This window comes from Pseudomonas oryzihabitans, assembly GCF_032027545.1.
Lineage (GTDB): Bacteria > Pseudomonadota > Gammaproteobacteria > Pseudomonadales > Pseudomonadaceae > Chryseomonas > Chryseomonas oryzihabitans_F.
Map to the genome: position 1 here is coordinate 39,999 of NZ_JAVSJB010000015.1, position 21,698 is coordinate 61,696.

Here is a 21,698-nt window from a genome sequence, read left to right on the forward strand (position 1 = left end):
CCGCCGTGCAAAAGGTCGGCCCGCGCCTGAGCCTGGCCGTGCTCGGCCTGGTCCTCGCCGTGCTGATCGCCCTGCCGCTGTTGTTCCTGCTGCCCGCCGACAACCCCTTCCAGGTCTCGGCTTACACCCTCACCCTGGTCGGCAAGATCCTCTGCTACGCCATCGTCGCCCTGGCCCTGGACCTGGTCTGGGGCTACGCCGGGATGCTCTCCCTCGGCCACGGGTTGTTCTTCGCCCTGGGCGGCTACGCCATGGGCATGTACCTGATGCGGCAGGCCGCCGGCGATGGCCTGCCGCCCTTCATGAGCTTTCTCTCCTGGACCAGCTACCCCTGGTTCTGGGCCGGCACCGACCACTTCCTCTGGGCCCTGTGCCTGGTGGTGCTCGCCCCCGGTCTGCTGGCCCTGGCGTTCGGCTTCTTCGCCTTCCGCTCCAAGATCAAGGGCGTCTACTTCTCCATCATGACCCAGGCGCTGACCTTCGCCGGCATGCTGCTGTTCTTCCGCAACGAGACCGGCTTCGGCGGCAACAACGGCTTCACCGGCTTCACCACCCTGCTGGGCTTCCCGGTGGCGGCCCAGGGTACCCGCGCGGTGCTCTTCGCCCTCACCGTGGCGCTGCTGGTAGCCAGTCTCTGGCTGGGCTGGCGCCTGGCGCAGAGCAAGTTCGGCCGCATCCTCACGGCGATCCGCGACGCCGAGAACCGGGTGACCTTCTGCGGCTACGATCCGCGTGGCTTCAAGCTGTTCGTCTGGGTGCTCTCGGCGGTGCTCTGCGGCCTGGCCGGTGCGCTCTACGTACCCCAGGTGGGCATCATCAACCCCAGCGAGATGGCCCCGACCAACTCCATCGAGGCCGCCATCTGGGTCGCCCTCGGCGGACGCGGCAGCCTGATCGGCCCGGTGCTCGGCGCCGGCATCGTCAATGGCGCCAAGAGCTGGTTCACCGTGGCCTTCCCGGAGTACTGGCTGTTCTTCCTTGGCGCCCTGTTCATCGTCGTCACCCTCTACCTGCCGCGTGGCGTGATCGGCCTCATCAAGAAGGAGCGCGACGCATGAAAGTCGCCCCCGTTCCCCCTCTGGCCGCCGAGGTGCTCGACCCCGGCATCGGCGGCGAAGCCAGCGGCCTCGGCCATCGCGCCGGCAAGGGCCTGGACACCCGCCACGGCACCATCCTCAGCCTGGAAGGCATCGAGGTCAGCTTCGACGGTTTCAAGGCCCTGCGCGACCTCAATCTCTACATCGGCGTCGGCGAACTGCGTTGCATCATCGGCCCCAACGGCGCCGGCAAGACCACCATGATGGACGTCATCACCGGCAAGACCCGCCCCGACCGCGGCAGCGCCTGGTTCGGCGAGACCCTGGACCTCACCCGCCTGCAACCGGTGCAGATCGCCCAGGCCGGCATCGGCCGCAAGTTCCAGAAGCCCACGGTGTTCGAGGCCCTGACCGTCTGGGAGAACCTGGAACTGGCGCAGAAGACCGACAAGGGCGTCTGGGCCAGCCTCCGCGCCCGCCTCTCCGGCGAACGGCACGATCGCCTGGAAGAGGTGCTCAGCACCATCCGCCTGCAGGAGTCCCGCGGGCGCACCGCCGGGCTGCTCTCCCATGGCCAGAAGCAATTCCTCGAGATCGGCATGCTGCTGGTACAGGAGCCGCAGCTCTTGCTGCTCGACGAACCCGTGGCCGGCATGACCGACGCCGAGACCGAATTCACCGCGGAGCTGTTCAAGTCGCTGGTGCCCAGGCACTCGCTGATGGTGGTGGAGCACGACATGGGCTTCGTCGGCAGCATCGCCGACCACGTCACCGTGCTGCACCAGGGCCACGTCCTGGCCGAAGGCTCGCTGGACCAGGTCCAGGCCAACGAACAGGTGATCGAGGTGTACCTGGGGCGCTAGCGCCGCGCCGAATTGAATGCATATCGCGGCCATGGGCCGCTCCTACCAGGAGCGGTCACATCGGCGAACCGCCAGGGCCGTGCACCCTATCCGTAGGAGCGGCCCATGGCCGCGATTAAAGAATCTCCCCGAGGCCCCCATGCTCCAGGTCAACGAACTCCATCAGTACTACGGCGGCAGCCACATCCTGCGCGGCCTGTCCTTCGAAGCCCCCATCGGCGAGGTCACCAGCCTGCTCGGCCGCAACGGCGTCGGCAAGACCACCCTGCTGCGCTGTCTCATGGGCCTGATTCCGGCCAAGCGTGGCAGCGTCACCTGGGAAGGCCAGGACATCACCGCGCGCAAACCCCACCAGCGGGTGCAATCCGGCATCGCCTACGTGCCCCAGGGCCGCGAGATCTTTCCGCGCCTCACCGTCGAGGAAAACCTGCTCATGGGCCTGTCGCGCTTTCCCGCCCGGGAAGCCCGCGAGGTGCCCGACTTCATCTACGAACTCTTCCCGGTGCTCCGGCAAATGCGCCAGCGTCGCGGCGGCGACCTCTCCGGCGGCCAGCAGCAGCAACTGGCCATCGGCCGTGCCCTGGCCAGCCGCCCGCGACTGCTGATTCTCGACGAGCCCACCGAAGGCATCCAGCCCTCGGTGATCAAGGAGATCGGCACCGTCATCGCCCATCTGGCCAAGCGCGGCGACATGGCCATCCTGCTGGTGGAACAGTTCTACGACTTCGCCAGCGAATTGGCCGACAACTACCTGGTGATGTCCCGCGGCGAGATCGTCCAGCGCGGTCGCGGCGCCGACATGGAAGCCGAGGGGGTACGCGGGCTGGTGGCGATCTGAGCCTGCGCGAAGGCGCCGTGGTCGTCTTCGGCTGACCGCGGCGACGCTCGCCACCGCGGGCCCGAACAAGGGCGATAATCGAACGATTCCGCTGTGGGCCATCTCCTGCCAATTGACGAAAGTAACCGGCTGGTACATTTTCTCTGCAGCGCCGAACCCGTTTTCGGCCATAACAACAATACAGAGAAGCCCTCCATGTCCCGCCGCATCCTCGTCCTCAACGGCCCCAACCTGAACCTGCTCGGCACCCGCGAACCCGCTACCTATGGTCATGAAACCCTGGCCGATGTCGCCCGCCTGTGCGAGCGCAGCGCCACCGAGGGTGGCTACGAGGTAGACTTCCGCCAGACCAATCACGAAGGCGAACTGCTCGACTGGATTCACCAGGCCCGTGGCGCCTATGCCGGCGTGGTGATCAATCCCGCCGCCTGGACCCACACCTCGGTGGCCCTGCGCGATGCCCTGGTGGCCTGCGAACTGCCGGTCTACGAGGTGCACCTGTCCAACGTGCATCGTCGCGAAGCCTTCCGGCATCATTCCTATGTCTCCGGCATCGCCGTCGGCGTCATCTGCGGCCTAGGCAGCCAGGGCTATCGAGCTGCCATCGCCGCGCTCATCGCACACCAGGGAAACTGATTCCATGACCGCACCTACCTCCGTGCTCGCCGGCCTGATCGGCGCCGGCATCCAGGCCTCGCTGACCCCCGCCATGCACGAGCGCGAGGGCGATGCCCAGGGCCTCCGATATCTCTACCGGCTGATCGACCTGGACGCCCTCGGTCTCACCGCCGACGCCCTGCCCGAGCTGCTGCAGGCCGCCCAGCGCACCGGCTTCACCGGCCTCAACATCACCTTCCCCTGCAAGCAGGCGATCATCCCGCTGCTCGATGACCTCTCCCCCGAGGCCCGCGGCATCGGCGCGGTGAATACCGTGGTCCTGGCCGACGGCCGCGCGGTCGGTCACAACACCGACTGCCTGGGTTTCGCCGAGGGCTTTCGCCGCGGCCTGCCGGACGTGGCCAAGCGCCTGGTGGTGCAACTGGGCGCCGGCGGTGCCGGCAGCGCCGTGGCCCATGCCCTGCTTGCCGAGGGTGTCGACCAACTGTTCATCTTCGACGTCGAGGTCCAGCGTGCCCAGGCCCTGGTGGACAACCTGACCCAGCACTTCGGCCCCGGTCGCGCCGCGCTCGGTACCGATCGGGCCGCCGCCGTGGCCGCCGCCGACGGCCTGGTCAATACCTCGCCAGTGGGCATGGCCAAGCTACCCGGCCTGCCGCTGCCGGCGGAGCTGCTGCACCCCGACCTGTGGGTGGCCGAGATCATCTACTTCCCGCTGGAAACCGAACTCCTGCGCCACGCCCGCGCCCTCGGCTGCCGCACCCTGGACGGCGGCACCATGGCCGTGTTCCAGGCGGTCAAGGCCTTCGAACTCTTCAGCGGCCGCACCGCCGACGCCGCCCGCATGCAGGCCCACTTCGCCGAGTTGCGCGGCTAGCCCTATCGCGGCCATGGGCCGCTCCTACAGGAGATGGATGCTCTTGTAGGAGCGGCCCATGGCCGCGATAAAGCTCTATGGCACGATCTACAACCACACCGCATCCCAAAACGGATAATCCCCTACCCGCCGCACCAACCCCGCCCGCACCGGATTGGCGACGATGTAGCGTGCCACGCCCTGCACATCCTCTTCCGCCCGCAAGGCATGGTCATGATAGGCCGGTGCCCAGATCGCACCCTGGGCTTTTCGGACCGCATTGACCCTACGCGCGCTGGCTGACTTCAGGCGCAAGACCAATTCGTCCAGCGTGAACCTTTGTCCCAATGCGAGCAGCCAATGCACGTGATCCGGCATCAGCACCCAGGCGAGTAGCTTGGCGTCGCTCAGCAAACGAGGATCGTGGAAAGTTCGCGCCGCGGCCCAGGCGATCTGGAAGTCAGCAAAAATGGTTTGCCGCTCGATGGTGGTAGTGGTGAGGAGATACAACTGGCCAGGCAAAGAAACCCGGCCCCTGCGCAACGCCGCATGACGTGATGACATCGCTCGTCTTTGAGAGATGAAAACGACAGTCTAAGCATTTCTAGCAGCTTTATCGCGGCCATGGGCCGCTCCTACAGAAGCATCACACCCCGTAGGAGCGGCCCATGGCCGCGATCAAAATCCCACACCCTACCGCGGCATATTCGGCTGGCGCCGCGACTTCTTACGCGGGCCGCCCTTGGCGTAGCCGGCGGCCTGGCCTTCCTGGCCCTTGTCCCAGGCCTTGCTGCCGTCGCTGGCGCGTGGCGGCAGACCGGTGTGCTGGGTGAGGATGCGCCCGCCCGCGGTGCCGGTCTTCTTGCTGCCCACCGGGGTGGAATTCTTGCGCCGGGCGCTCTGGTAGCCGGCGTCGCCCATCGGCTGGGTGGCCGGGATCAGTTGGTGCTTGCCCGGACCGATCAGGTCGGCGCGACCCATGCGCTCCAACGCCTCGCGCAACATCGGCCAGCCCTTGGGATCGTGGTAGCGCAGGAAAGCCTTGTGCAGCCGGCGCTGCTGGTCGCTCTTGACGATGGTCACGCCGTCGCTCTTGTAGGTGACCTTGCGCAGCGGATTCTTGCCCGAGTGGTACATCGCCGTGGCGGTGGCCATCGGCGAGGGATAGAAGGCCTGCACCTGATCGGCGCGGAAGCCGTTGCGCTTGAGCCACAGGGCGAGGTTCATCATGTCCTCGTCGGTGGTGCCCGGGTGCGCCGCGATAAAGTAGGGGATCAGGTACTGCTCCTTGCCCGCCTCCTTGGTGTACTTCTCGAACATCTGCTTGAAGCGATCGTAGCTGCCGATGCCAGGCTTCATCATCTTGTCCAGCGGACCGCGCTCGGTGTGCTCGGGCGCGATCTTCAGGTAGCCGCCGACATGGTGGGTGACCAGTTCCTTGACGTACTCGGGCGACTCCACGGCCAGGTCGTATCTCAGTCCCGAGGCGATCAGGATCTTCTTCACCCCCGGCAACGCCCGCGCCTTGCGGTACAACTCGATCAGCGAGGAGTGATCGGTATTGAGGTTCTCGCAGATGCCAGGGAAGACGCACGACGGCTTGCGGCAGTGACGCTCGATCTCCGGGTCCTTGCAGGCGATGCGGTACATGTTGGCGGTCGGCCCGCCGAGGTCCGAGACCACGCCGGTAAAGCCCGGCACCTTGTCGCGCATCTCCTCGATCTCGCGAATGATCGAGTCGTGGGAGCGATTCTGGATGATCCGGCCTTCGTGCTCGGTGATGGAGCAGAAGGTGCAGCCGCCAAAGCAGCCGCGCATGATGTTCACCGAGAAACGGATCATCTCGTAGGCCGGGATCTTTTCCTTGCCATAGGCCGGGTGCGGTACCCGCGCATAGGGCATGCCGAACACATAGTCCATTTCCTCGGTGGTCATGGGGATGGGCGGCGGATTGAACCAGACGTCCACCTCGCCATGCTTCTGCACCAGGGCGCGGGCGTTGCCCGGGTTGGTCTCCAGGTGCAGCACGCGGTTGGCATGGGCATAGAGCACCGGGTCGTTGCGCACCTTCTCGAAGGACGGCAGGCGGATCACCGTCTTGTCGCGGGTCATGCGCGGGCTTTCCAGCAGTTGCACTACCTTGGCTTCGTTGGGGTCTTCGACCTCACCCTTGGCCTGCTCGATGGCGCAGGCCTCGGTATCCTGCGTATTGACGTAGGGATTGATGATCTTGTCGACGCGGCCAGGGCGGTCGATGCGGGTCGAGTCGACCTCGAACCAGCCCGCGGGGGTGTCACGGCGGATGAAGGCGGTGCCACGCACATCGGTGATGGACTCGACCTGCTCGCCGCGCGACAGCCGCTGGGCGATCTCGACCACCGCCCGCTCGGCGTTGCCGTAGAGCAGGATGTCGGCGGTGGCATCCATCAGGATCGAGCGGCGCACCTTGTCCTGCCAGTAGTCGTAGTGGGCGATCCGGCGCAGGGACGCCTCGATGCCGCCGAGCACCACCGGCACGTGGCTGTAGGCTTCCTTGCAGCGCTGGCTATAGACCAGGCTGGCGCGATCCGGGCGCTTGCCGGCGACATTGCCCGGGGTATAGGCATCGTCGGAGCGGATCTTCTTGTCGGCGGTGTAGCGATTGATCATCGAATCCATGTTGCCCGCGGCCACGCCGAAGAACAGATTCGGCTCGCCGAGCTGCATGAAGTCGTCCTTCGACTGCCAGGCCGGCTGGGCGATGATGCCCACGCGGAAGCCCTGGGCCTCCAGCAGACGGCCGATGATGGCCATGCCGAAGGACGGATGATCGACGTAGGCGTCCCCGGTGACGATGATGATGTCGCAGCTGTCCCAGCCGAGTTGGTCCATTTCCGCCCGACTCATGGGCAGGAACGGCGCCGGACCGAAGCACTCGGCCCAGTATTTCGGATAGTCGAACAGCGGCGTGGCGGCTTGCATGGCAGCTTCCGGGAAAGGGGTGTTTTCAGGAGGGCGCGAAGAATAGCACAAAAAATGACCAGTTCAGCCCCCGGACATCGATTGCCTTTGGCCGCTATTCCCCCTCTCCCTCAGGGAACGGGCCGGGATGAGGACGCCCCTCCACACGCCAAGCCGTAGGATGGACAACGGCGCAGCCTTGTCCACCTATGCTCCCCAAGACCAAGCCCTCGATGACGGGAGTGCTACCATAGCCCCTGCTCCCCCTCACCACCGAGACACCCCCCTCCATGTCCCAGCCCCAACCCGCCGCCGGCCAGCTGCAGCGCGGCCTGAAGAATCGTCATATCCAGTTGATCGCCCTCGGCGGGGCCATCGGCACCGGCCTGTTCCTCGGCTCGGCCGGGGTGCTCAAGTCGGCCGGCCCGGCGATGATCCTCGGCTACGCCATCGCTGGCTTCATCGCCTTCCTGATCATGCGCCAGCTCGGCGAGATGATCGTCGAGGAGCCGGTGGCCGGCTCCTTCAGCCACTTCGCCAGTCGCTACTGGGGCCGTTTCCCGGGCTTTCTCTCCGGCTGGAACTACTGGGTGCTCTATGTGCTGGTGGGCATGTCGGAACTCACCGCGGTGGGCAAGTACGTGCAGTACTGGTGGCCCGAGGTACCGACCTGGGCCAGCGCCCTGGTGTTCTTCGTGCTGGTCAATGCCATCAACCTGTTCAACGTGAAGGCCTTCGGCGAGACCGAGTTCTGGTTCGCGCTGATCAAGGTGGTGGCCATCCTCGGCATGATGGCCTTCGGGCTCTGGCTGCTGGTCAGCGGCGCCGGTGGCCCCGAAGCCTCGGTGAGCAACCTCTGGAGCCATGGCGGCTTCCTGCCCAACGGCTGGAGCGGCCTGTTCGCGGTGTTGGCGATCATCATGTTCTCCTTCGGAGGCCTGGAACTGGTGGGTATCACCGCCGCCGAAGCCGACCAGCCGCGCACCGTCATTCCCAAGGCCATCAACCAGGTGGTCTGGCGCATCCTGATCTTCTACGTCGGCGCCCTGACCATCCTGCTCTCGCTGCATCCCTGGGACGAACTGGTGCGCAGCATCGGCGCCGGCGGTGACGACTACGCCGGCAGCCCCTTCGTGCAGACCTTCGCCCTGCTCGGCAGCGACACCGCCGCGCACCTGCTCAACTTCGTGGTGCTGACCGCGGCGCTGTCGGTCTATAACAGCGGTGTCTACTGCACCAGCCGCATGCTCTACGGCCTGGCCGAACAGGGCGACGCACCCCGCGCCCTCTTGCGCACCAACCGCAGTGGCGTGCCGCTGCTGGGCATCGCCGTGTCTTCGGCGGTGACCCTGCTGTGCGTGGTGGTGAACTATCTGCTGCCGCAGAATGCCCTGGAACTGCTGATGTCGCTGGTGGTGGCTTCGCTGGTGATCGCCTGGGCGCTGATCAGCCTGACCCACCTGAAATTCCGCGCTGCCCAACGCCAGGCCGGCCGCACCTCGCACTTCCCGGCGCTCTGGTCGCCGGTCGCCAACTGGCTGTGCCTGGCCTTCGTCGCCATGATCCTGGTGCTGATGCTGCGTATCCCCGGCATCGCCGTCTCGGTCTACGCCATTCCGGTCTGGCTGGCCTTCCTGTTCGGCTGCTACAGGCTGCGCCGGGGCTGATCGCCCCGGCTGGTGTTGGCTTGAGGCGTTGATCGCGGTCATGGCGGTCCGCCGATGCGGCCGCTCCTACAGATGCGCTCCGTTACTGTAAGGGTAACTGTCTCATCGCGGCCGTGGGCCGCTCCTACAAAAGCATCACCCCCTGTAGGAGCGGCCCATGGCCGCGATAGCCGGTAGGGTGGGCGGAGACAGAGGTATCGTCGAAGCCCAACGAGCGGAGCCAAGCCAGGCATTGTTAGGCTTCGCTACTCTCGGCCCACCGCCCTCTCAAATCCAACCCGCCCCTACTCGAAGGGTATCCACGGCTGGTGCGGCTTCATGATGATGCAGCCGTCCTCGCCCACCGCCCAGATATCGTAGAAGAGGTTGTCCACCAGTCGCGTGGCGGCGCCCGGCACGGCCACCCGCTGGGTGCAGGTGTCGCTGTCGGAATCGTCGATCACCCCCAGATCCAGCAGGCGCTCGGCGATCATGAAGTTGCCCGGTGACAGCGCCAGGATGAAGGGCATCACCGGCAGTTGCTCCAGGGTCTTGTAGGCCAGCGGCAACCAGGTCGCCTCCAGCGGACCACCGGTCCAGAGGATACGCTTGAACTGGCGCAACTCGGGCCGGCTGGCGAGGTCGTGGTGCAGCTCCTGCGCCAGGCCGCGCTCGAAGGCCTTCTGCACCGACAGGATCTGCCCGTAGGCATAGGCCAGCGACAGCATCCACAGCAACGGCAGCACCAGCAGCCAGGTCAGGCGCGGCTGCAGCCGCTCCAGCAGATCGTGGGCCAGCAGCAGCGCCAGGGTCAGGATCACCGCCAGCCCCATCAGGGTGCGGGCCTCGAGGATGAAGTCGCTGAACAGCAGGGTGATGCCCGCCACGCAGAAGGCCAGCACCGGCAGGGTGGCCCCGTACACCACCAACGGCAGCAGCGCCCGCCGCCCGTAGGCGCGGCCATAGGCCAAGGCGCCGAGCCCGTAGCCGACCGCCGCCAGAGCACCGAACAGCACCCATAGCCAGAGATTGCCCGGGGTGATCAGCAGCGCGACGCTGTGGAACACCTCGCCCAGCCGCTGCCAGAGGATCGTCAGGACATCACCGCCCAGACCGGCATGCCGGGTGGTGGTGACCAGCTGATAGGCCGTCAGGTAATAGAGCACGCAGCCCAGCAGCAGCTGTACACCCTGACGCAGCACCAGTCGCAATGCCTGCTCCGGTGCCTCGCGGCGTTGCACGGCGCGAACCAGCTCCAGGCAGCAGAGCGCGACGAAGACGTTGAGCGCCACCTGGTAGAAGGCGATGGCCGCCGCCACCAGCACGGCGGGCACCAGCAACGCCAGCAGGGTATGGCGGCTGCGATAGATCACCGCATAGATCACCGCCACCAGGCTCAAGGCCATGGTCGGGCCGTCGTACTGGTAGGTCAGGTTGCCCAGCCAGAAGGGCGAGAACCACAGCGGCAGCAGTGCCAGGCATTGGGTGGCGCGCGGTGCGCCGAAGCAGTGCCGGGCCAGATCGCCAAGGGCCCAGGCCGCGGCGCAGCAAGCGATCAGCAGCGGTAGCGGAAAGAGATTGAAAGTGCTGCCGCTGAAGGTCAGCAGGTGATAGAAGACCTCGGTGAGTACCCGCCCCTGCTCGCGCCACTCCGGTCCGTTGCGCAACTGGATGCGCCAGTTGTCGTCCACGTAGGGAAAGTCGGCGAGGATGAAGGGCAGGACGAACAGCAGAAGGGCGATCAGGAAGAACAGGCGGGTCTGTAGCGGGGTCAACGGCCGATTCAAGATTCCGCTCCCTGGCGGCGAATGGAGGGACCTGCGGGTACGTACCGGCAGGGGCTGCCAACCGACCGGGCGCCTGCCCGGCCGGGTTCCGGCAGGCCTGCAGGCGGGCGGCAGCGACGCCGGGGAGGCAGGTACCTGGCAGCAACGCCCATCCCCCAGCGAGTCACGGCCGACGCCTGGAACAGGCTCTACCGGGTCGGATCGCTTCCACTGCGGGAGTCGTTCAGCGCGTCACGCCCTTCCCGCAGCAGGCGCTCATCATCGCAGAGCCAGGCGACAAATGCGCTCGCACAGTTCATCGAAATCGATACCCACCGCCGCCGCCGATTGCGGCAGCAGGCTGGTGGCGGTCATGCCCGGCAGGGTATTGACCTCCAGGCACCAGAGGCGCCCCTCGGCATCCAGGCGGAAGTCCGCACGGCTGTAGCCGTCGAGCTTGAGCGCCCGGTGCGCGGCCAGGGCCAGGCGCCGTGCTTCCTCCGCGATCTCCACAGACACCTCGGCCGGAAATACCTCCACCGCGCCCTGGGGCTGGTACTTGCTGGTGTAGTCGAACACGCCGCTTTGGCCGAGGACGATCTCGCCCACGGCCAGCGGCTGGTCGCCCAGCACCCCCACGGTCAGCTCACGTCCGGCGACGAAGCGCTCGATCATCACCTCGCGGTCGTAGCGCAGTGCCAACTCAATGGCCGGCTGCAGATCTTCGGCGCGATTGACCTTGCTCAGGCCCACGGTGGAGCCCTGCTGGCTGGGCTTGACGATCACCGGGAAGCCCAGCGTCTCGGCCACGACCTGGGCATCCACCGGTGCCATCAGCCAGTCGGCGGTAGGCACCTCAGCGGCGCGGAACAGCCGCTTGCTGAGGTCCTTGTCCATGGCCACGGCGCTGCCCACCCGGCCGCTGCCGGTGTAGCGCAGTTCGGCCAGGTCGAGCAGGGTCTGCAGGGTACCGTTCTCGCCGGTCCCGCCGTGCAGGGCAAGGAACAGCAGATCCTGGTCGCCCAACTGCGCCCGGCTGAGCACGGCACCGGCATCCTGGCCGCGCATGCGCACCAGGGCGGTCCGCTCCGGCGGTTCAAGGCCAACGCGGGCTTCCAGCAGCGCCCGTTCGGCGTCCTCGTCCAGCAGGCCCAGGGCGGTGTCCACGGTCACGACCTGGTGCCCGCGCCGGCGCAGCGCCGCCACCACCTGGGCACCGCTGGCGATGGACACGTCGCGCTCTTCGCTGGTGCCCCCGAGCAGGACCGCGATCTTCAGCTTGTCCTTGACCATCATTCGTCCTCGAAAACGTAGCTGCCGGGTGCGAGATTCTCGAACCGGGTGTATTTGCCGATGAAGGCCAGCCGCGTGGTGCCGATGGGGCCGTTACGCTGCTTGCCGATGATGATTTCCGCCACGCCCTTGTATTCGGTCTCGGGGTGATACACCTCGTCCCGGTAGACGAACATGATGACGTCGGCGTCCTGCTCGATGGCGCCCGATTCCCGCAGGTCGGAGTTCACCGGGCGCTTGTTCGGCCGCTGTTCCAGCGAGCGGTTGAGCTGGGAGAGCGCCACCACCGGACAGTTGAATTCCTTGGCCAGCCCCTTGAGCGAGCGGGAGATCTCGGAGATCTCGGCGGTCCGATTCTCACCGCTGCTGCCACCGATCTGCATCAGTTGCAGGTAGTCCACCATGATCAGCGCCAAATCGCCGTGCTCGCGCACCAGGCGCCGGGTGCGGGCGCGCATTTCCGAAGGACTGATGCCGGCGGTATCGTCGATGAACAGCTTGCGGTCATTGAGCAGGTTGACCGCCGAGGTAAGCCGCGGCCAGTCATCGTCGTCCAGCTTGCCGGAACGCACCTTGGTCTGGTCGATGCGACCGAGGGACGAGAGCATCCGCAGGACGATGGAGTCGGCGGGCATCTCCAGCGAGAACACCAGCACCGCCTTGTCGGTGCGCAGCACCGCGTTCTCCACCAGGTTCATGGCGAAGGTGGTCTTGCCCATGGACGGCCGGCCGGCGACGATGATCAGGTCGGCCGGCTGCAGGCCGCTGGTCTTTTCGTCCAGGTCGGCGAAACCGGTGGAGACCCCGGTGATGGCTTCGCTGGAGTTGAACAGGGTATCGATACGGTCGATGGCCTTGGTCAAGATGTCGTTGACCCCGACCGGACCACCGGATTTCGGGCGGGCCTCGGCAATCTCGAAGATCTTGCGCTCGGCTTCGTCGAGCAGCTCGTTGGCGCCGCGCCCTTCCGGGTTGTAGGCACTGTCGGCGATGGCGGCGCTGATGCCGATCAACTGCCGCAGGGTGGCCCGTTCGCGGACGATCTGCGCATAGGCCTTGATGTTGGCCACCGAAGGGGTGTTCCTGGCCAGCTCGGCCAGATAGGCCAGGCCGCCCACCTGGGGCAGCTGGCCTTCGTTGTCCAGCTGTTCGGACAGGGTCACCACGTCGAACGGCTGGTTGCGCTCGGCCAGACGGGCCACGGCGCGGAAGATGAGTCTGTGGTCGTGGCGATAGAAGTCGCCATCGGACACCTGATCGAGGACACGCTCCCAGGCGTTGTTGTCCAGCATCAGACCACCCAGCACGGCCTGCTCGGCCTCGATGGAGTGCGGCGGGACCTTGAGGGCAGCGGTCTGCAGGTCGTACTGCTCGGGCAGGGAAATCTCGTTCATGCGCAGGTCTTGGGCCCCCATTGCGGGCGGCGAAGGGTTTTTCGAAACGGCAGAAAAGACAAAGGGCACGTCACTGCCTTGGCAATGACGTGCCCGATTGTCGGCAGACCGGCGCCGAGGCGCAAGTCCACCAGTCAGGCGACGGCGCGCTTACTCAGCGACGACGACCACCTTGACGGTCGCTTCGACGTCGGTGTGCAGGTGCACTTCGACGTCGTATTCGCCGGTGTTACGCAGCGCGCCGTTGGGCAGGCGAACTTCGCTCTTGTCCAGCTCGACGCCAGCGGCGCTGACAGCCTCGGCGATGTCGCGGGTGCCGATGGAACCGAACAGCTTGCCTTCGTCGCCAGAGTTGGCGGCGATGGTCACGGTCAGTTCAGCCAGCTTGGCGGCACGGGCGTCGGCCTGGGCCTTCTTCTCGGCAGCTTGCTTCTCGAGCTCGGCGCGACGAGCTTCGAAAGCCTCGACGTTGGCAGCGGTGGCTGCGGTGGCCTTGCCCTGCGGCAGCAGGAAGTTACGGGCGTAGCCGCCCTTGACGTTCACTTTGTCGCCCAGGTTGCCCAGGTTGGCGATCTTTTCCAGCAGGATGACATCCATTGAGTCTTTCCTCTTAACTTTTAACCTTCACCGTCCGTAGGACCCTGCGGCTCTTGCGCAGACCGTCCACGGAAATCGAACACGCTATCGATCACAGCCAGAATCACCAACAACGGATAGATCAACTGCCCGAACAGCAGCAGCGTCACGTACAGCCCCACCAGCCAGAAGCCCGCCAGGCGCTTGGCCGCCACCAGTCCGTGCAGCAGTGCGATACCGGCGAACGCCAGCGGCACACTGCACAGCGGGGTCAGCAGGCCAAGCCCACTGCCCAGGTTCGGCGCCAGCACCAGCAGGGCCAGCAGGCCGAGGGCGATGGCCGGACGCAGACGCAGGGCCCGGAACTCGCGGCCAAACCCCTGAGGGTTGTACAGCGCCGCCTGCCAGTAACGCCCGAGCATCAGGCACAGCAGGCAGGTGATCTGGAAGAACGCCGCCATCAGGCCGGTCAACACGGGCAGCAGCAACTGCTGCAACTGCGCCTGCTTTTCCGGCGGCAACTGCGCCGCGCTCGGGCCCAGCACCTGGGGCAACATCTGGCGGATGGTATCCGCCAGCTCGTTGATACCCTCGGCGTAGACCTGTCCCAGCACCAGGGCGAAGACCAACCCCAGGGGAACGCTGGCCAACAGCACCCGCGTCCAGGACAGACTCTGGCGCAGTATCGCCGCCAGCAGCATCGAACCCAGCACCACCAGCAGGATGCTGGCATCGCCCCAGTACAACCAGAACAGCGCCGGCAGCAGGGCCCAGATCAGCACCCCAGCCGCCGCGGCAGGTCCCCGGCGCAACAGCACCAGGCTGCCACCGGCAGCCGTCATCCAGTACAGCAGCGGCACGACCGCTCCCAACACCACCACCAGGGTGGCCTGGGTACGCCCGCGCATGATGAACTCAGCCAGAGGCCGCATGCCGTGTTTATCCGTTATCCGTGCTCAGGCGTCGATCAACGACCGTGGCTGTCGGTGTAGGGCAGCAGGGCCAGGTAACGGGCACGCTTGATGGCGGCGCCCAGCTGACGCTGGTACTTGGCCTTGGTGCCAGTGATACGGCTCGGGACGATCTTGCCGGTTTCGGAGATGTAGGCCTTCAGGGTGTTGAGATCCTTGTAGTCGATCTCTTTCACGCCTTCGGCGGTGAAACGGCAGAACTTACGACGACGGAAGAAACGTGCCATGACAATGATTCCTCGCTAGATCCAGATTACTCGGCGCTGTCGGCGTCGTCGGAGCTGCCATCGGCGGACTCGGACTCGGACTCGGCAGGACGCTCGCGACGCTCGCGACGCTCGTTGCGGTTTTCTTCGGCCTTGAGCATCTCGGACTGACCGGTGACGGCCTCGTCACGGCGCAGGATCATGTTACGGATCACGGCGTCGTTGTAGCGGAAGTTGTCTTCCAGCTCGGCCAGGGCCTTGGCGCTGCACTCGATGTTCATGAGTACGTAGTGAGCCTTGTGAACGTTGTCGATGGCATAAGCCAGCTGACGACGGCCCCAGTCTTCCAGGCGATGGACTTTGCCACCGTCTTCTTCGATAGCCTTGGTGTAGCGCTCGACCATGCCGCCCACCTGTTCGCTCTGGTCCGGATGAACCAGGAACACGACTTCGTAATGACGCATTTAATGCTCCTTACGGGTTGCAGCCTGCCGCGGAAACGCGGTCAGGCAAGGAGTGAATAGTTCGGATGACTTGCCCGGCGGAGTACGGACGTACTCCAGGCAAGGGGCGACATTCTAGAGAAGGGCGCCAAGGGGCGCAACTGCGGCAATCACCGACGCGACCGTCGGCCGGTGTGCGGGTCTCAGCGCTGCACGTCGGCCAGGGCCTGGCGGATCTTGTTCAGATCGTAGGGCTTGATCAGCACCCCGACCCGCGCCTCCATGCCGGGCTCGCGCTCGAAAGCGTAGCCGGAGGCGACGACGATGCGCAGCGCCGGATCCATCGCCAGGGCGCGACGGGTCAACTCGATCCCGGACATGCCACCCAACCCGATGTCGGTGAACAGTACATCATGATTGCCCTGGGGCAGCAGTTCGAGGGCGGCCTCGGCCGAAGAGACCGCCGTGACCTGATGATCCAACTCTTCGATGACTTCCGTGGTCAGCATACGTAGCGTGGCGTCGTCCTCGACGAGCAACACTCGCAAACCTACCGGCTCTTGGATCTCCTGACTCACGCGGGCATCCTCTTGTTGGCAGGATTCGCCCCGAACGTGCACGGGGCGAGCCGGTATTCTGCGTACTGCAGCGCGATTCGTATAGTGCGATACGCACCAGAACGGCGCTAAATCGTTTCAGTACGCTTATCTTTTGGGCGCGGATGCCCGTCGTTGACGCACCGCCTCGAACAGGCAGACGCCGGTCGCCACCGACACATTGAGACTGCTGACGCTACCGGCCATGGGCAGACGCGCCAAGTGATCGCAATGCTCACGGGTCAGGCGACGCATGCCCTTGCCCTCGGCCCCCATGACCACCACGGTCGGCCCACTCATGTCGACGTCGTAAATTTCCTGGGTCGCTTCGCCAGCGGTACCCACCACCCACAGGCCGCGCTTCTGCAGCTTCTCCAGGGTCCGCGCCAGGTTGGTCACGGCCACCAGGGGCAGCACCTCGGCAGCGCCGCAGGCCACCTTGCGCACCACCGCGGTGAGGGTGGCGGACTTGTCCTTGGGCACGATCACCGCCAGCGCACCGGCGGCATCGGCGCTGCGCAGGCAGGCGCCGAGGTTGTGCGGATCGGTCACGCCATCCAGGACCAGCAGCAGCGGCGGACCCTCGGCCCGGTCGAGCAATTCTTCGAGCATGGCCTCGCCCCACACCTGACTGGGGCTGACCTGGGCCACGACGCCCTGGTGCACCCCTTCGGCGACTTCATCGAGCAGGACGCGCGGCTTGGTCTCCGCCGCCAGGCGCTGGCCAGCGGCCAGCTCGAGCAGGGCCTCGACCCGAGGCTCGCGCCGCCCTTCGGCGATCCAGAGCTGCTTGACCCGCCGCGGATGAAAGCGCAGCAGCGCCTCCACCGCGTGGATACCGTAGACGGTCTCCAACTGGCTCATGCATCACCCTTGGGACGCGACTGACCCTTGCGATGGGGTTTCTTCGCCTTGGCCTTGACCCTGTCCTTGGCGGCAGCCTGGCCGTCGTCCTTGGGCTTGCTTGCCGACTTCTTCTTGGCAGCGACGGCCTTGGCTTTCTTGACCTTGGCCTCCACCGCCGCCGCACCCTCGGCGACCGCCCCCTTATCTTGCCGCGCCGGCGCGGTACGCGTCTTGGCCGTGTCGCTGGCCTTGCCCTTGTCGGCACCACCCTTGGCTTTGCCATTGGCCTTGCCTTTGGTTTTGGGCTTGCCACCCTCGACCTTCGCCTCGGCCAGCAGCGCCTGCTTCACCGCGCGACTACGCTTGACGTCAGTATTACCCAGCACCGGCTCGTCTTGTTTCGGCAACTCGGGCGACATCGTCGCAGCCGACGCTGACGCGGCCGCACTGACGCCCTGCTCCTGTCCTGCTGACGCCTCGCGACGACGCTCGCTACGCGAGCGGCGGGGTTCGCGCTCCGGCTTCGCCACGACTGTCTCAGCCGGCGCCTCGGCAGCCGGGGCGACGCTTTGCTCTTGCGCTGGCGCACCGCGACGACGGCTATTGCGCGAACGACGGGGTTCGCGTTCCGGCTCTGCCGCAACGGTGTCAGCCGGTGCCTCGACGACCGGAGCGGCGCTCTGCTCTTGCGCTGGCGCACCGCGACGGCGGCTATTGCGCGAACGACGGGGCTCGCGTTCCGGCTCTGCCGCAACGGTCTCAGCGGGCGCCTCGACAACCGGGGCGGCGCTCTGCCCTTGCGCTGACGCACCGCGACGGCGGCTATTGCGCGAGCGACGAGGTTCGCGTTCCGGCTCTGCCACAACAGCCTCAGCGGGCGCCTCGACAGCCGGGGCGGCGCTCTGCTGTTGCGCTGGCGCACCGCGACGGCGGCTATTGCGCGAACGACGGGGCTCGCGTTCCGGCTCTGCCGCAACGGTCTCAGCGGGCGCCTCGACAACAGGGGCGGTGCTCTGCTCTTGCGCTGGCGCACCGCGACGGCGGCTATTGCGCGAGCGGCGAGATTCGCGTTCCGGCTCCGCCGCAACGGTCTCAGCCGGTTTCTCAGCCGCCGTAGCGGCGCCTTGCTCTTCAGCGGGCCCACTGCGACGACGATTGTCGCGCTTGCGGCGCGGCTCGCGCTCCTCACGCACCCGCGGCGCGCCGGCACTGGCCGGCAGCACGAAGTCGATCTTGCGTTCGTCCAGATCGACCCGGGCCACCACCACCTCAAGGGGATCGCCCAGGCGATAGCTGCGCCCGCTACGTTCACCCGACAGCCGATGATGGACACTGTCGAAGTGGTAGTAGTCGTCCGGCAGCGCGGTGACGTGCACCAGGCCCTCGACGAACACCTCGGACAGCTCGACGAATAGCCCGAAGCCGGTTACCGAGGTAATGACGCCGGCGTAGGTCTCGCCGACGCGATCCTTCATGAACTCGCATTTGAGCCAGTTGGAGACGTCCCGGGTGGCTTCGTCGGCGCGGCGCTCGGTCATGGAGCAGTGCTCGCCGAGCTGATCCAGGCGCAATTCGTCGTAGGGATAGATGCGCGCCTTGGCCATGCTCGTCGCGCCTGCGCGCTTGACGTGCTTGGTCTCCAGCTTGGAGCGGATCACGCTGCGGATCGCGCGATGGATCAGCAGGTCCGGATAACGGCGGATTGGCGAGGTGAAGTGGGTGTAGGCCTCGTAGTTGAGACCGAAGTGCCCATTGTTGTCCGGACTGTAGACCGCCTGACTCAGGGATCTGAGCATCACCGTCTGGATCAGGCGGAAGTCCGGTCGCTCGCGAATCTGCTGGAGCAGCGCCTGGTAGTCCGACGGCACCGGATTGGCCTTGCCCTTGGTCAGCGACAGCCCCATCTCACCGAGGAACTGCCGCAGATTGGTCTGCTTTTCCAAGGGCGGTGCGTCGTGGACCCGGTAGAGGGCCGGCACCTTGTGCTTCTCGAGGAACTTGGCGGTGGCCACGTTGGCGCACAGCATGCACTCCTCAATCAGCTTGTGGGCATCGTTGCGCTGGGTCGGGCGGATCTCGGAGATCTTGCGGTCGGCGCCGAAGACGATGCGCGTTTCCTGGGTCTCGAAATCGATGGCGCCGCGCACGTGGCGGGCAGCCAGCAGCACCTTGTACAGCCCATAGAGCTGCTCCAGGTGCGGCACCAGCTCGCCGAGCTGCTTGCGCAACTGCTTGCCTTCGGCCGATTTGGGCTGTTCCAGCACCGCGGAGACCTTATTGTAGGTCAGGCGCGCGTGGGAATGGATGACCGCTTCGTAGAACTGGTAGCCCGTCATCCGGCCGGAGGCGGCGATGGTCACCTCACAGACCATGGCCAGGCGATCGACCTGCGGATTGAGCGAGCAGAGGCCGTTGGATAGCGCCTCGGGCAGCATCGGGATGACCCGCGCGGGGAAGTACACCGAGTTGCCACGCTTCTCCGCCTCGGCATCCAGCGCCGAACCGACCTTCACATAATGGGAGACGTCGGCGATGGCCACGTACAGCCGCCAGCCGCCGGACTTCTTGGCTTCGGCGTAGACGGCATCATCGAAGTCGCGGGCATCTTCGCCGTCGATGGTGACGAAGGGCAGCTGGCGCAGGTCGATGCGCTTCTGCTTGTCCTTCTCATCCACTTCGGGCTTGAGCTTGGCGGCTTCCTTCTCGACGGCCTTGGGCCACTCGTGGGGGATGTCGTAGCTGCGCAGGGCGACCTCGATCTCCATGCCCGGCGCCATGTAGTCGCCGAGGATCTCGATCACCTCGCCCTGGGCCTGGCGGAAGGTGGTGGGCCACTCATCGATGCGCACCTGCACGAATTGGCCGTGGGCGGCGCCGCCGTGCTTGCCCTCGGGCACCAGCACCTGCTGACCGATCTTCGGATTGTCGGGCACCACGTAGGCCAGGCCACTCTCCTGGAAGAACCGGCCGACCAGGGACTCGTGGGCGCGGCTGACCACCTCGACCAGGCCGCCTTCGCGACGACCGCGACGATCATGGCCGGCGACCCGCGCGAGGGCGATGTCGCCATCGAACACCAGACGCATCTGCGCCGGACTGAGGAAGAGGTCGTCGCTGCCGTCGTCGGGGATCAGGAAGCCGAAGCCATCGCGGTGGCCGGCGATGCGACCGCGCACCAGATCGAGCTTGTCGATGGGTGCATAGGCGCCACGGCGGGTGTAGATCACCTGGCCATCGCGCTCCATGGCGCGCAGGCGCCGCCGCAGGGCTTCGAGCTGGTCTTCGGTGACGAGGCCGAATTCCTCGGCCAGTTGCGGCCGGGTGGCCGGGGCGCCGCGATCGGCCAGGTGAGCCAGAATGAGTTCGCGACTCGGAATGGGGTTATCGTACTTTTCCGCTTCCCGGGCGGCCTCGGGATCGAGGGATTGCCAATCGGCCATCAGTCTGGGGTTACCTTCTGTGTCTGTGTTCGTTGGGAGCTGTCATGGCGCCTATTGAAGCGTGAAAACCGCGCAATAGTTAGCCTGCCATGCTCAATAAAAATATTTTTCGCAGCAGGGGTTTACAAGCAAACGCCCCCTGAGTAAAGTGCCGCCCCACGACGGCGTGAGCAGTTGCGACGTCGGAGTCGATGAGTGATCATCGCACTGAGTGCCCAGGTGGCGGAATTGGTAGACGCACTAGGTTCAGGTCCTAGCGGTGGCAACACCGTGGAAGTTCGAGTCTTCTCCTGGGCACCACTCATTATAGTCGATCGAGTTGCAGATCGGTCGACGAAAAGCCGGCGCTAGCCGGTTTTTTAATCCTGAAACCCGCAAGGGCGACGGAAGCGACCAGAAGTCGCACTGCAGGCCCAGGTGGCGGAATTGGTAGACGCACTAGGTTCAGGTCCTAGCGGTGGCAACACCGTGGAAGTTCGAGTCTTCTCCTGGGCACCAATACCAAACGGACGATCCTGAATCGGACGTACAGAAAAAACCGGCTCCGGCCGGTTTTTTCTTGCCCGCGAAAAAGCGCTGCCCCTCCCTACGCCTTGAACTGCCCCAGGCTGCCGCGCAGTTGCCCCGCCAGCTCCGCCAGGGTCCGCCCGCCGCGAGCGGTAGCCGCCATCGACTCGGCTGCCTTCAGGGCTTCGCCATGGATAACCTCGACGCGCAGCCGTACCGCCGCAGCCCCCTCCGCCTGCCGCCGGGCCGCCTGGGCGGCCGTGGTCATGCTGGCATGCACCTGGTCCACCGCGAGATGGACGTCCTGCTGGATGCGATTGCTGTCGCGCAGCATGACCAGGCCGCTACCCGCCTGCTGGCGGGCCTCGCCGATGGCCGCCACCGCCTCGCGGGCGCCGTCCTGCAATCCGGCGATATGGGAGCGGATGCTGCCGGTGGATTCCTGGGTCTTGCTGGCGAGCGCCCGGACTTCATCGGCGACCACCGCGAAGCCCCGCCCGCTCTCCCCGGCCCGCGCCGCCTCGATGGCAGCGTTGAGCGCCAGGAGATTGGTCTGCTCGGCGATGCCACGGATCACGTCCAGCACCACCTCGATCTGCTCGCTCTGCTCGGCCAGGCGTTCGATCACCTTGGCCCCGGACTCGACCTGGGTCACCAGACCCTCGATGCCCTGGGCCACCTGGCTGGCGATCCGCGCATTGCTCTGGGTGGAGCTGCGAATGGCTTCCACCTGCTGCAGCGCGCCCTGCATGGCTGCACTTTCGCCCTGGGCCTCTTCGGCGATGCCGGACAGCGCCTCCAGACTGCGGGCCACCTCTTCACGCTGCCGTTCGGCCGCGGCCTCGGCCGTGGCACTGCTGCC

At 66.0% G+C, this 21,698-nt stretch carries 18 protein-coding genes, 2 tRNA genes and 1 pseudogene; 8 read left to right on the top strand and 13 right to left on the bottom strand.

The genetic code is table 11. The features are described 5' to 3' along the window. The first annotated feature begins 5 nt into the window (after nucleotides 1-5). From urtC to RND78_RS20610, 5 genes are all read left to right on the top strand, one after another. Nucleotides 6-1,058, top strand: coding sequence for an urea ABC transporter permease subunit UrtC (gene urtC / locus RND78_RS20590; RefSeq protein ID WP_409457091.1), 1,053 nt, complete (start codon nucleotides 6-8; stop codon nucleotides 1,056-1,058). Next, nucleotides 1,055-1,900: an urea ABC transporter ATP-binding protein UrtD gene (gene urtD, locus RND78_RS20595; protein WP_312731773.1), complete on the top strand. Its 846-nt coding sequence runs from the start codon at nucleotides 1,055-1,057 to the stop codon at nucleotides 1,898-1,900. The genes urtC and urtD overlap by 4 nt, the downstream gene beginning before the upstream one ends. A gap of 139 nt (nucleotides 1,901-2,039) precedes the next feature. Continuing rightward, complete coding sequence (gene urtE, locus RND78_RS20600; RefSeq protein WP_312731774.1) at nucleotides 2,040-2,738, top strand: urea ABC transporter ATP-binding subunit UrtE; 699 nt, start codon at nucleotides 2,040-2,042, stop codon at nucleotides 2,736-2,738. A 195-nt stretch (nucleotides 2,739-2,933) separates the two neighbouring features. Beyond that, nucleotides 2,934-3,374 (top strand): type II 3-dehydroquinate dehydratase, encoded by a 441-nt coding sequence (aroQ, locus tag RND78_RS20605; RefSeq protein WP_312731776.1) that lies wholly within the window; start codon nucleotides 2,934-2,936, stop codon nucleotides 3,372-3,374. A 4-nt stretch (nucleotides 3,375-3,378) separates the two neighbouring features. Continuing rightward, nucleotides 3,379-4,233: a shikimate dehydrogenase gene (locus tag RND78_RS20610; protein WP_312731777.1), complete on the top strand. Its 855-nt coding sequence runs from the start codon at nucleotides 3,379-3,381 to the stop codon at nucleotides 4,231-4,233. Nucleotides 4,234-4,320: 87 nt separating this feature from the next. Here the strand turns inward: RND78_RS20610 and RND78_RS20615 are convergent, their stop codons facing one another. Together RND78_RS20615 and RND78_RS20620 are read right to left on the bottom strand one after the other, a co-directional pair. Beyond that, nucleotides 4,321-4,776: an REP-associated tyrosine transposase gene (locus tag RND78_RS20615; RefSeq protein ID WP_312731778.1), complete on the bottom strand. Its 456-nt coding sequence runs from the start codon at nucleotides 4,774-4,776 to the stop codon at nucleotides 4,321-4,323. 129 nt (nucleotides 4,777-4,905) lie between these two features. Continuing rightward, nucleotides 4,906-7,173 (bottom strand): YgiQ family radical SAM protein, encoded by a 2,268-nt coding sequence (locus RND78_RS20620; RefSeq protein ID WP_312731779.1) that lies wholly within the window; start codon nucleotides 7,171-7,173, stop codon nucleotides 4,906-4,908. Nucleotides 7,174-7,442: 269 nt separating this feature from the next. Between RND78_RS20620 and RND78_RS20625 the strand changes: the two genes are divergently transcribed. Further along, on the top strand, nucleotides 7,443-8,819 hold the full coding sequence (locus RND78_RS20625) for an amino acid permease (RefSeq protein WP_312731781.1): 1,377 nt from the start codon (nucleotides 7,443-7,445) through the stop codon (nucleotides 8,817-8,819). 284 nt (nucleotides 8,820-9,103) lie between these two features. Here the strand turns inward: RND78_RS20625 and RND78_RS20630 are convergent, their stop codons facing one another. The 10 genes and pseudogenes from RND78_RS20630 to rnr all read right to left on the bottom strand — a co-directional run. After that, nucleotides 9,104-10,585: a glucosyltransferase domain-containing protein gene (locus tag RND78_RS20630; RefSeq protein ID WP_312731782.1), complete on the bottom strand. Its 1,482-nt coding sequence runs from the start codon at nucleotides 10,583-10,585 to the stop codon at nucleotides 9,104-9,106. A gap of 258 nt (nucleotides 10,586-10,843) precedes the next feature. Next, nucleotides 10,844-11,857, bottom strand: coding sequence for a D-alanine--D-alanine ligase (locus RND78_RS20635; RefSeq protein WP_312731783.1), 1,014 nt, complete (start codon nucleotides 11,855-11,857; stop codon nucleotides 10,844-10,846). Continuing rightward, a complete protein-coding gene (gene dnaB, locus RND78_RS20640; protein ID WP_158896716.1) occupies nucleotides 11,857-13,251 on the bottom strand; it encodes a replicative DNA helicase in 1,395 nt (464 codons plus the stop codon). The genes RND78_RS20635 and dnaB overlap by 1 nt, the downstream gene beginning before the upstream one ends. 150 nt (nucleotides 13,252-13,401) lie before the next feature. Then, nucleotides 13,402-13,848 carry a 50S ribosomal protein L9 gene (gene rplI, locus RND78_RS20645; protein WP_059231672.1) on the bottom strand — a complete coding sequence of 149 codons (447 nt, stop codon included), beginning with the start codon at nucleotides 13,846-13,848 and terminating at the stop codon, nucleotides 13,402-13,404. Between the two features lie 20 nt (nucleotides 13,849-13,868). After that, complete coding sequence (locus RND78_RS20650) at nucleotides 13,869-14,759, bottom strand: hypothetical protein (RefSeq protein ID WP_312731786.1); 891 nt, start codon at nucleotides 14,757-14,759, stop codon at nucleotides 13,869-13,871. 35 nt (nucleotides 14,760-14,794) lie between these two features. Beyond that, entirely contained in the window at nucleotides 14,795-15,025 is a 231-nt protein-coding gene (gene rpsR / locus RND78_RS20655) for a 30S ribosomal protein S18 (RefSeq protein ID WP_058765609.1), read from the bottom strand. Nucleotides 15,026-15,051: 26 nt separating this feature from the next. Continuing rightward, nucleotides 15,052-15,468 (bottom strand): 30S ribosomal protein S6, encoded by a 417-nt coding sequence (gene rpsF, locus RND78_RS20660; protein WP_058768704.1) that lies wholly within the window; start codon nucleotides 15,466-15,468, stop codon nucleotides 15,052-15,054. Between the two features lie 182 nt (nucleotides 15,469-15,650). Then, nucleotides 15,651-16,025 carry a response regulator gene (locus tag RND78_RS20665; protein WP_312731789.1) on the bottom strand — a complete coding sequence of 125 codons (375 nt, stop codon included), beginning with the start codon at nucleotides 16,023-16,025 and terminating at the stop codon, nucleotides 15,651-15,653. Between the two features lie 126 nt (nucleotides 16,026-16,151). Beyond that, on the bottom strand, nucleotides 16,152-16,907 hold the full coding sequence (gene rlmB / locus RND78_RS20670; RefSeq protein WP_312731790.1) for a 23S rRNA (guanosine(2251)-2'-O)-methyltransferase RlmB: 756 nt from the start codon (nucleotides 16,905-16,907) through the stop codon (nucleotides 16,152-16,154). 1,010 nt (nucleotides 16,908-17,917) lie between these two features. After that, nucleotides 17,918-20,329, bottom strand: a pseudogene (gene rnr, locus RND78_RS20675) (ribonuclease R); the annotation flags it as partial. Nucleotides 20,330-20,542: 213 nt separating this feature from the next. Between rnr and RND78_RS20680 the strand changes: the two are divergent. Both RND78_RS20680 and RND78_RS20685 read left to right on the top strand, forming a co-directional pair. Next, nucleotides 20,543-20,629: transfer RNA gene (locus RND78_RS20680), tRNA-Leu, on the top strand. Nucleotides 20,630-20,740: 111 nt separating this feature from the next. Beyond that, nucleotides 20,741-20,827: transfer RNA gene (locus tag RND78_RS20685), tRNA-Leu, on the top strand. 88 nt (nucleotides 20,828-20,915) lie between these two features. Here the strand turns inward: RND78_RS20685 and RND78_RS28395 are convergent. Further along, complete coding sequence (locus tag RND78_RS28395; RefSeq protein ID WP_409457092.1) at nucleotides 20,916-21,587, bottom strand: methyl-accepting chemotaxis protein; 672 nt, start codon at nucleotides 21,585-21,587, stop codon at nucleotides 20,916-20,918. Between the last annotated feature and the right edge of the window lie 111 nt (nucleotides 21,588-21,698).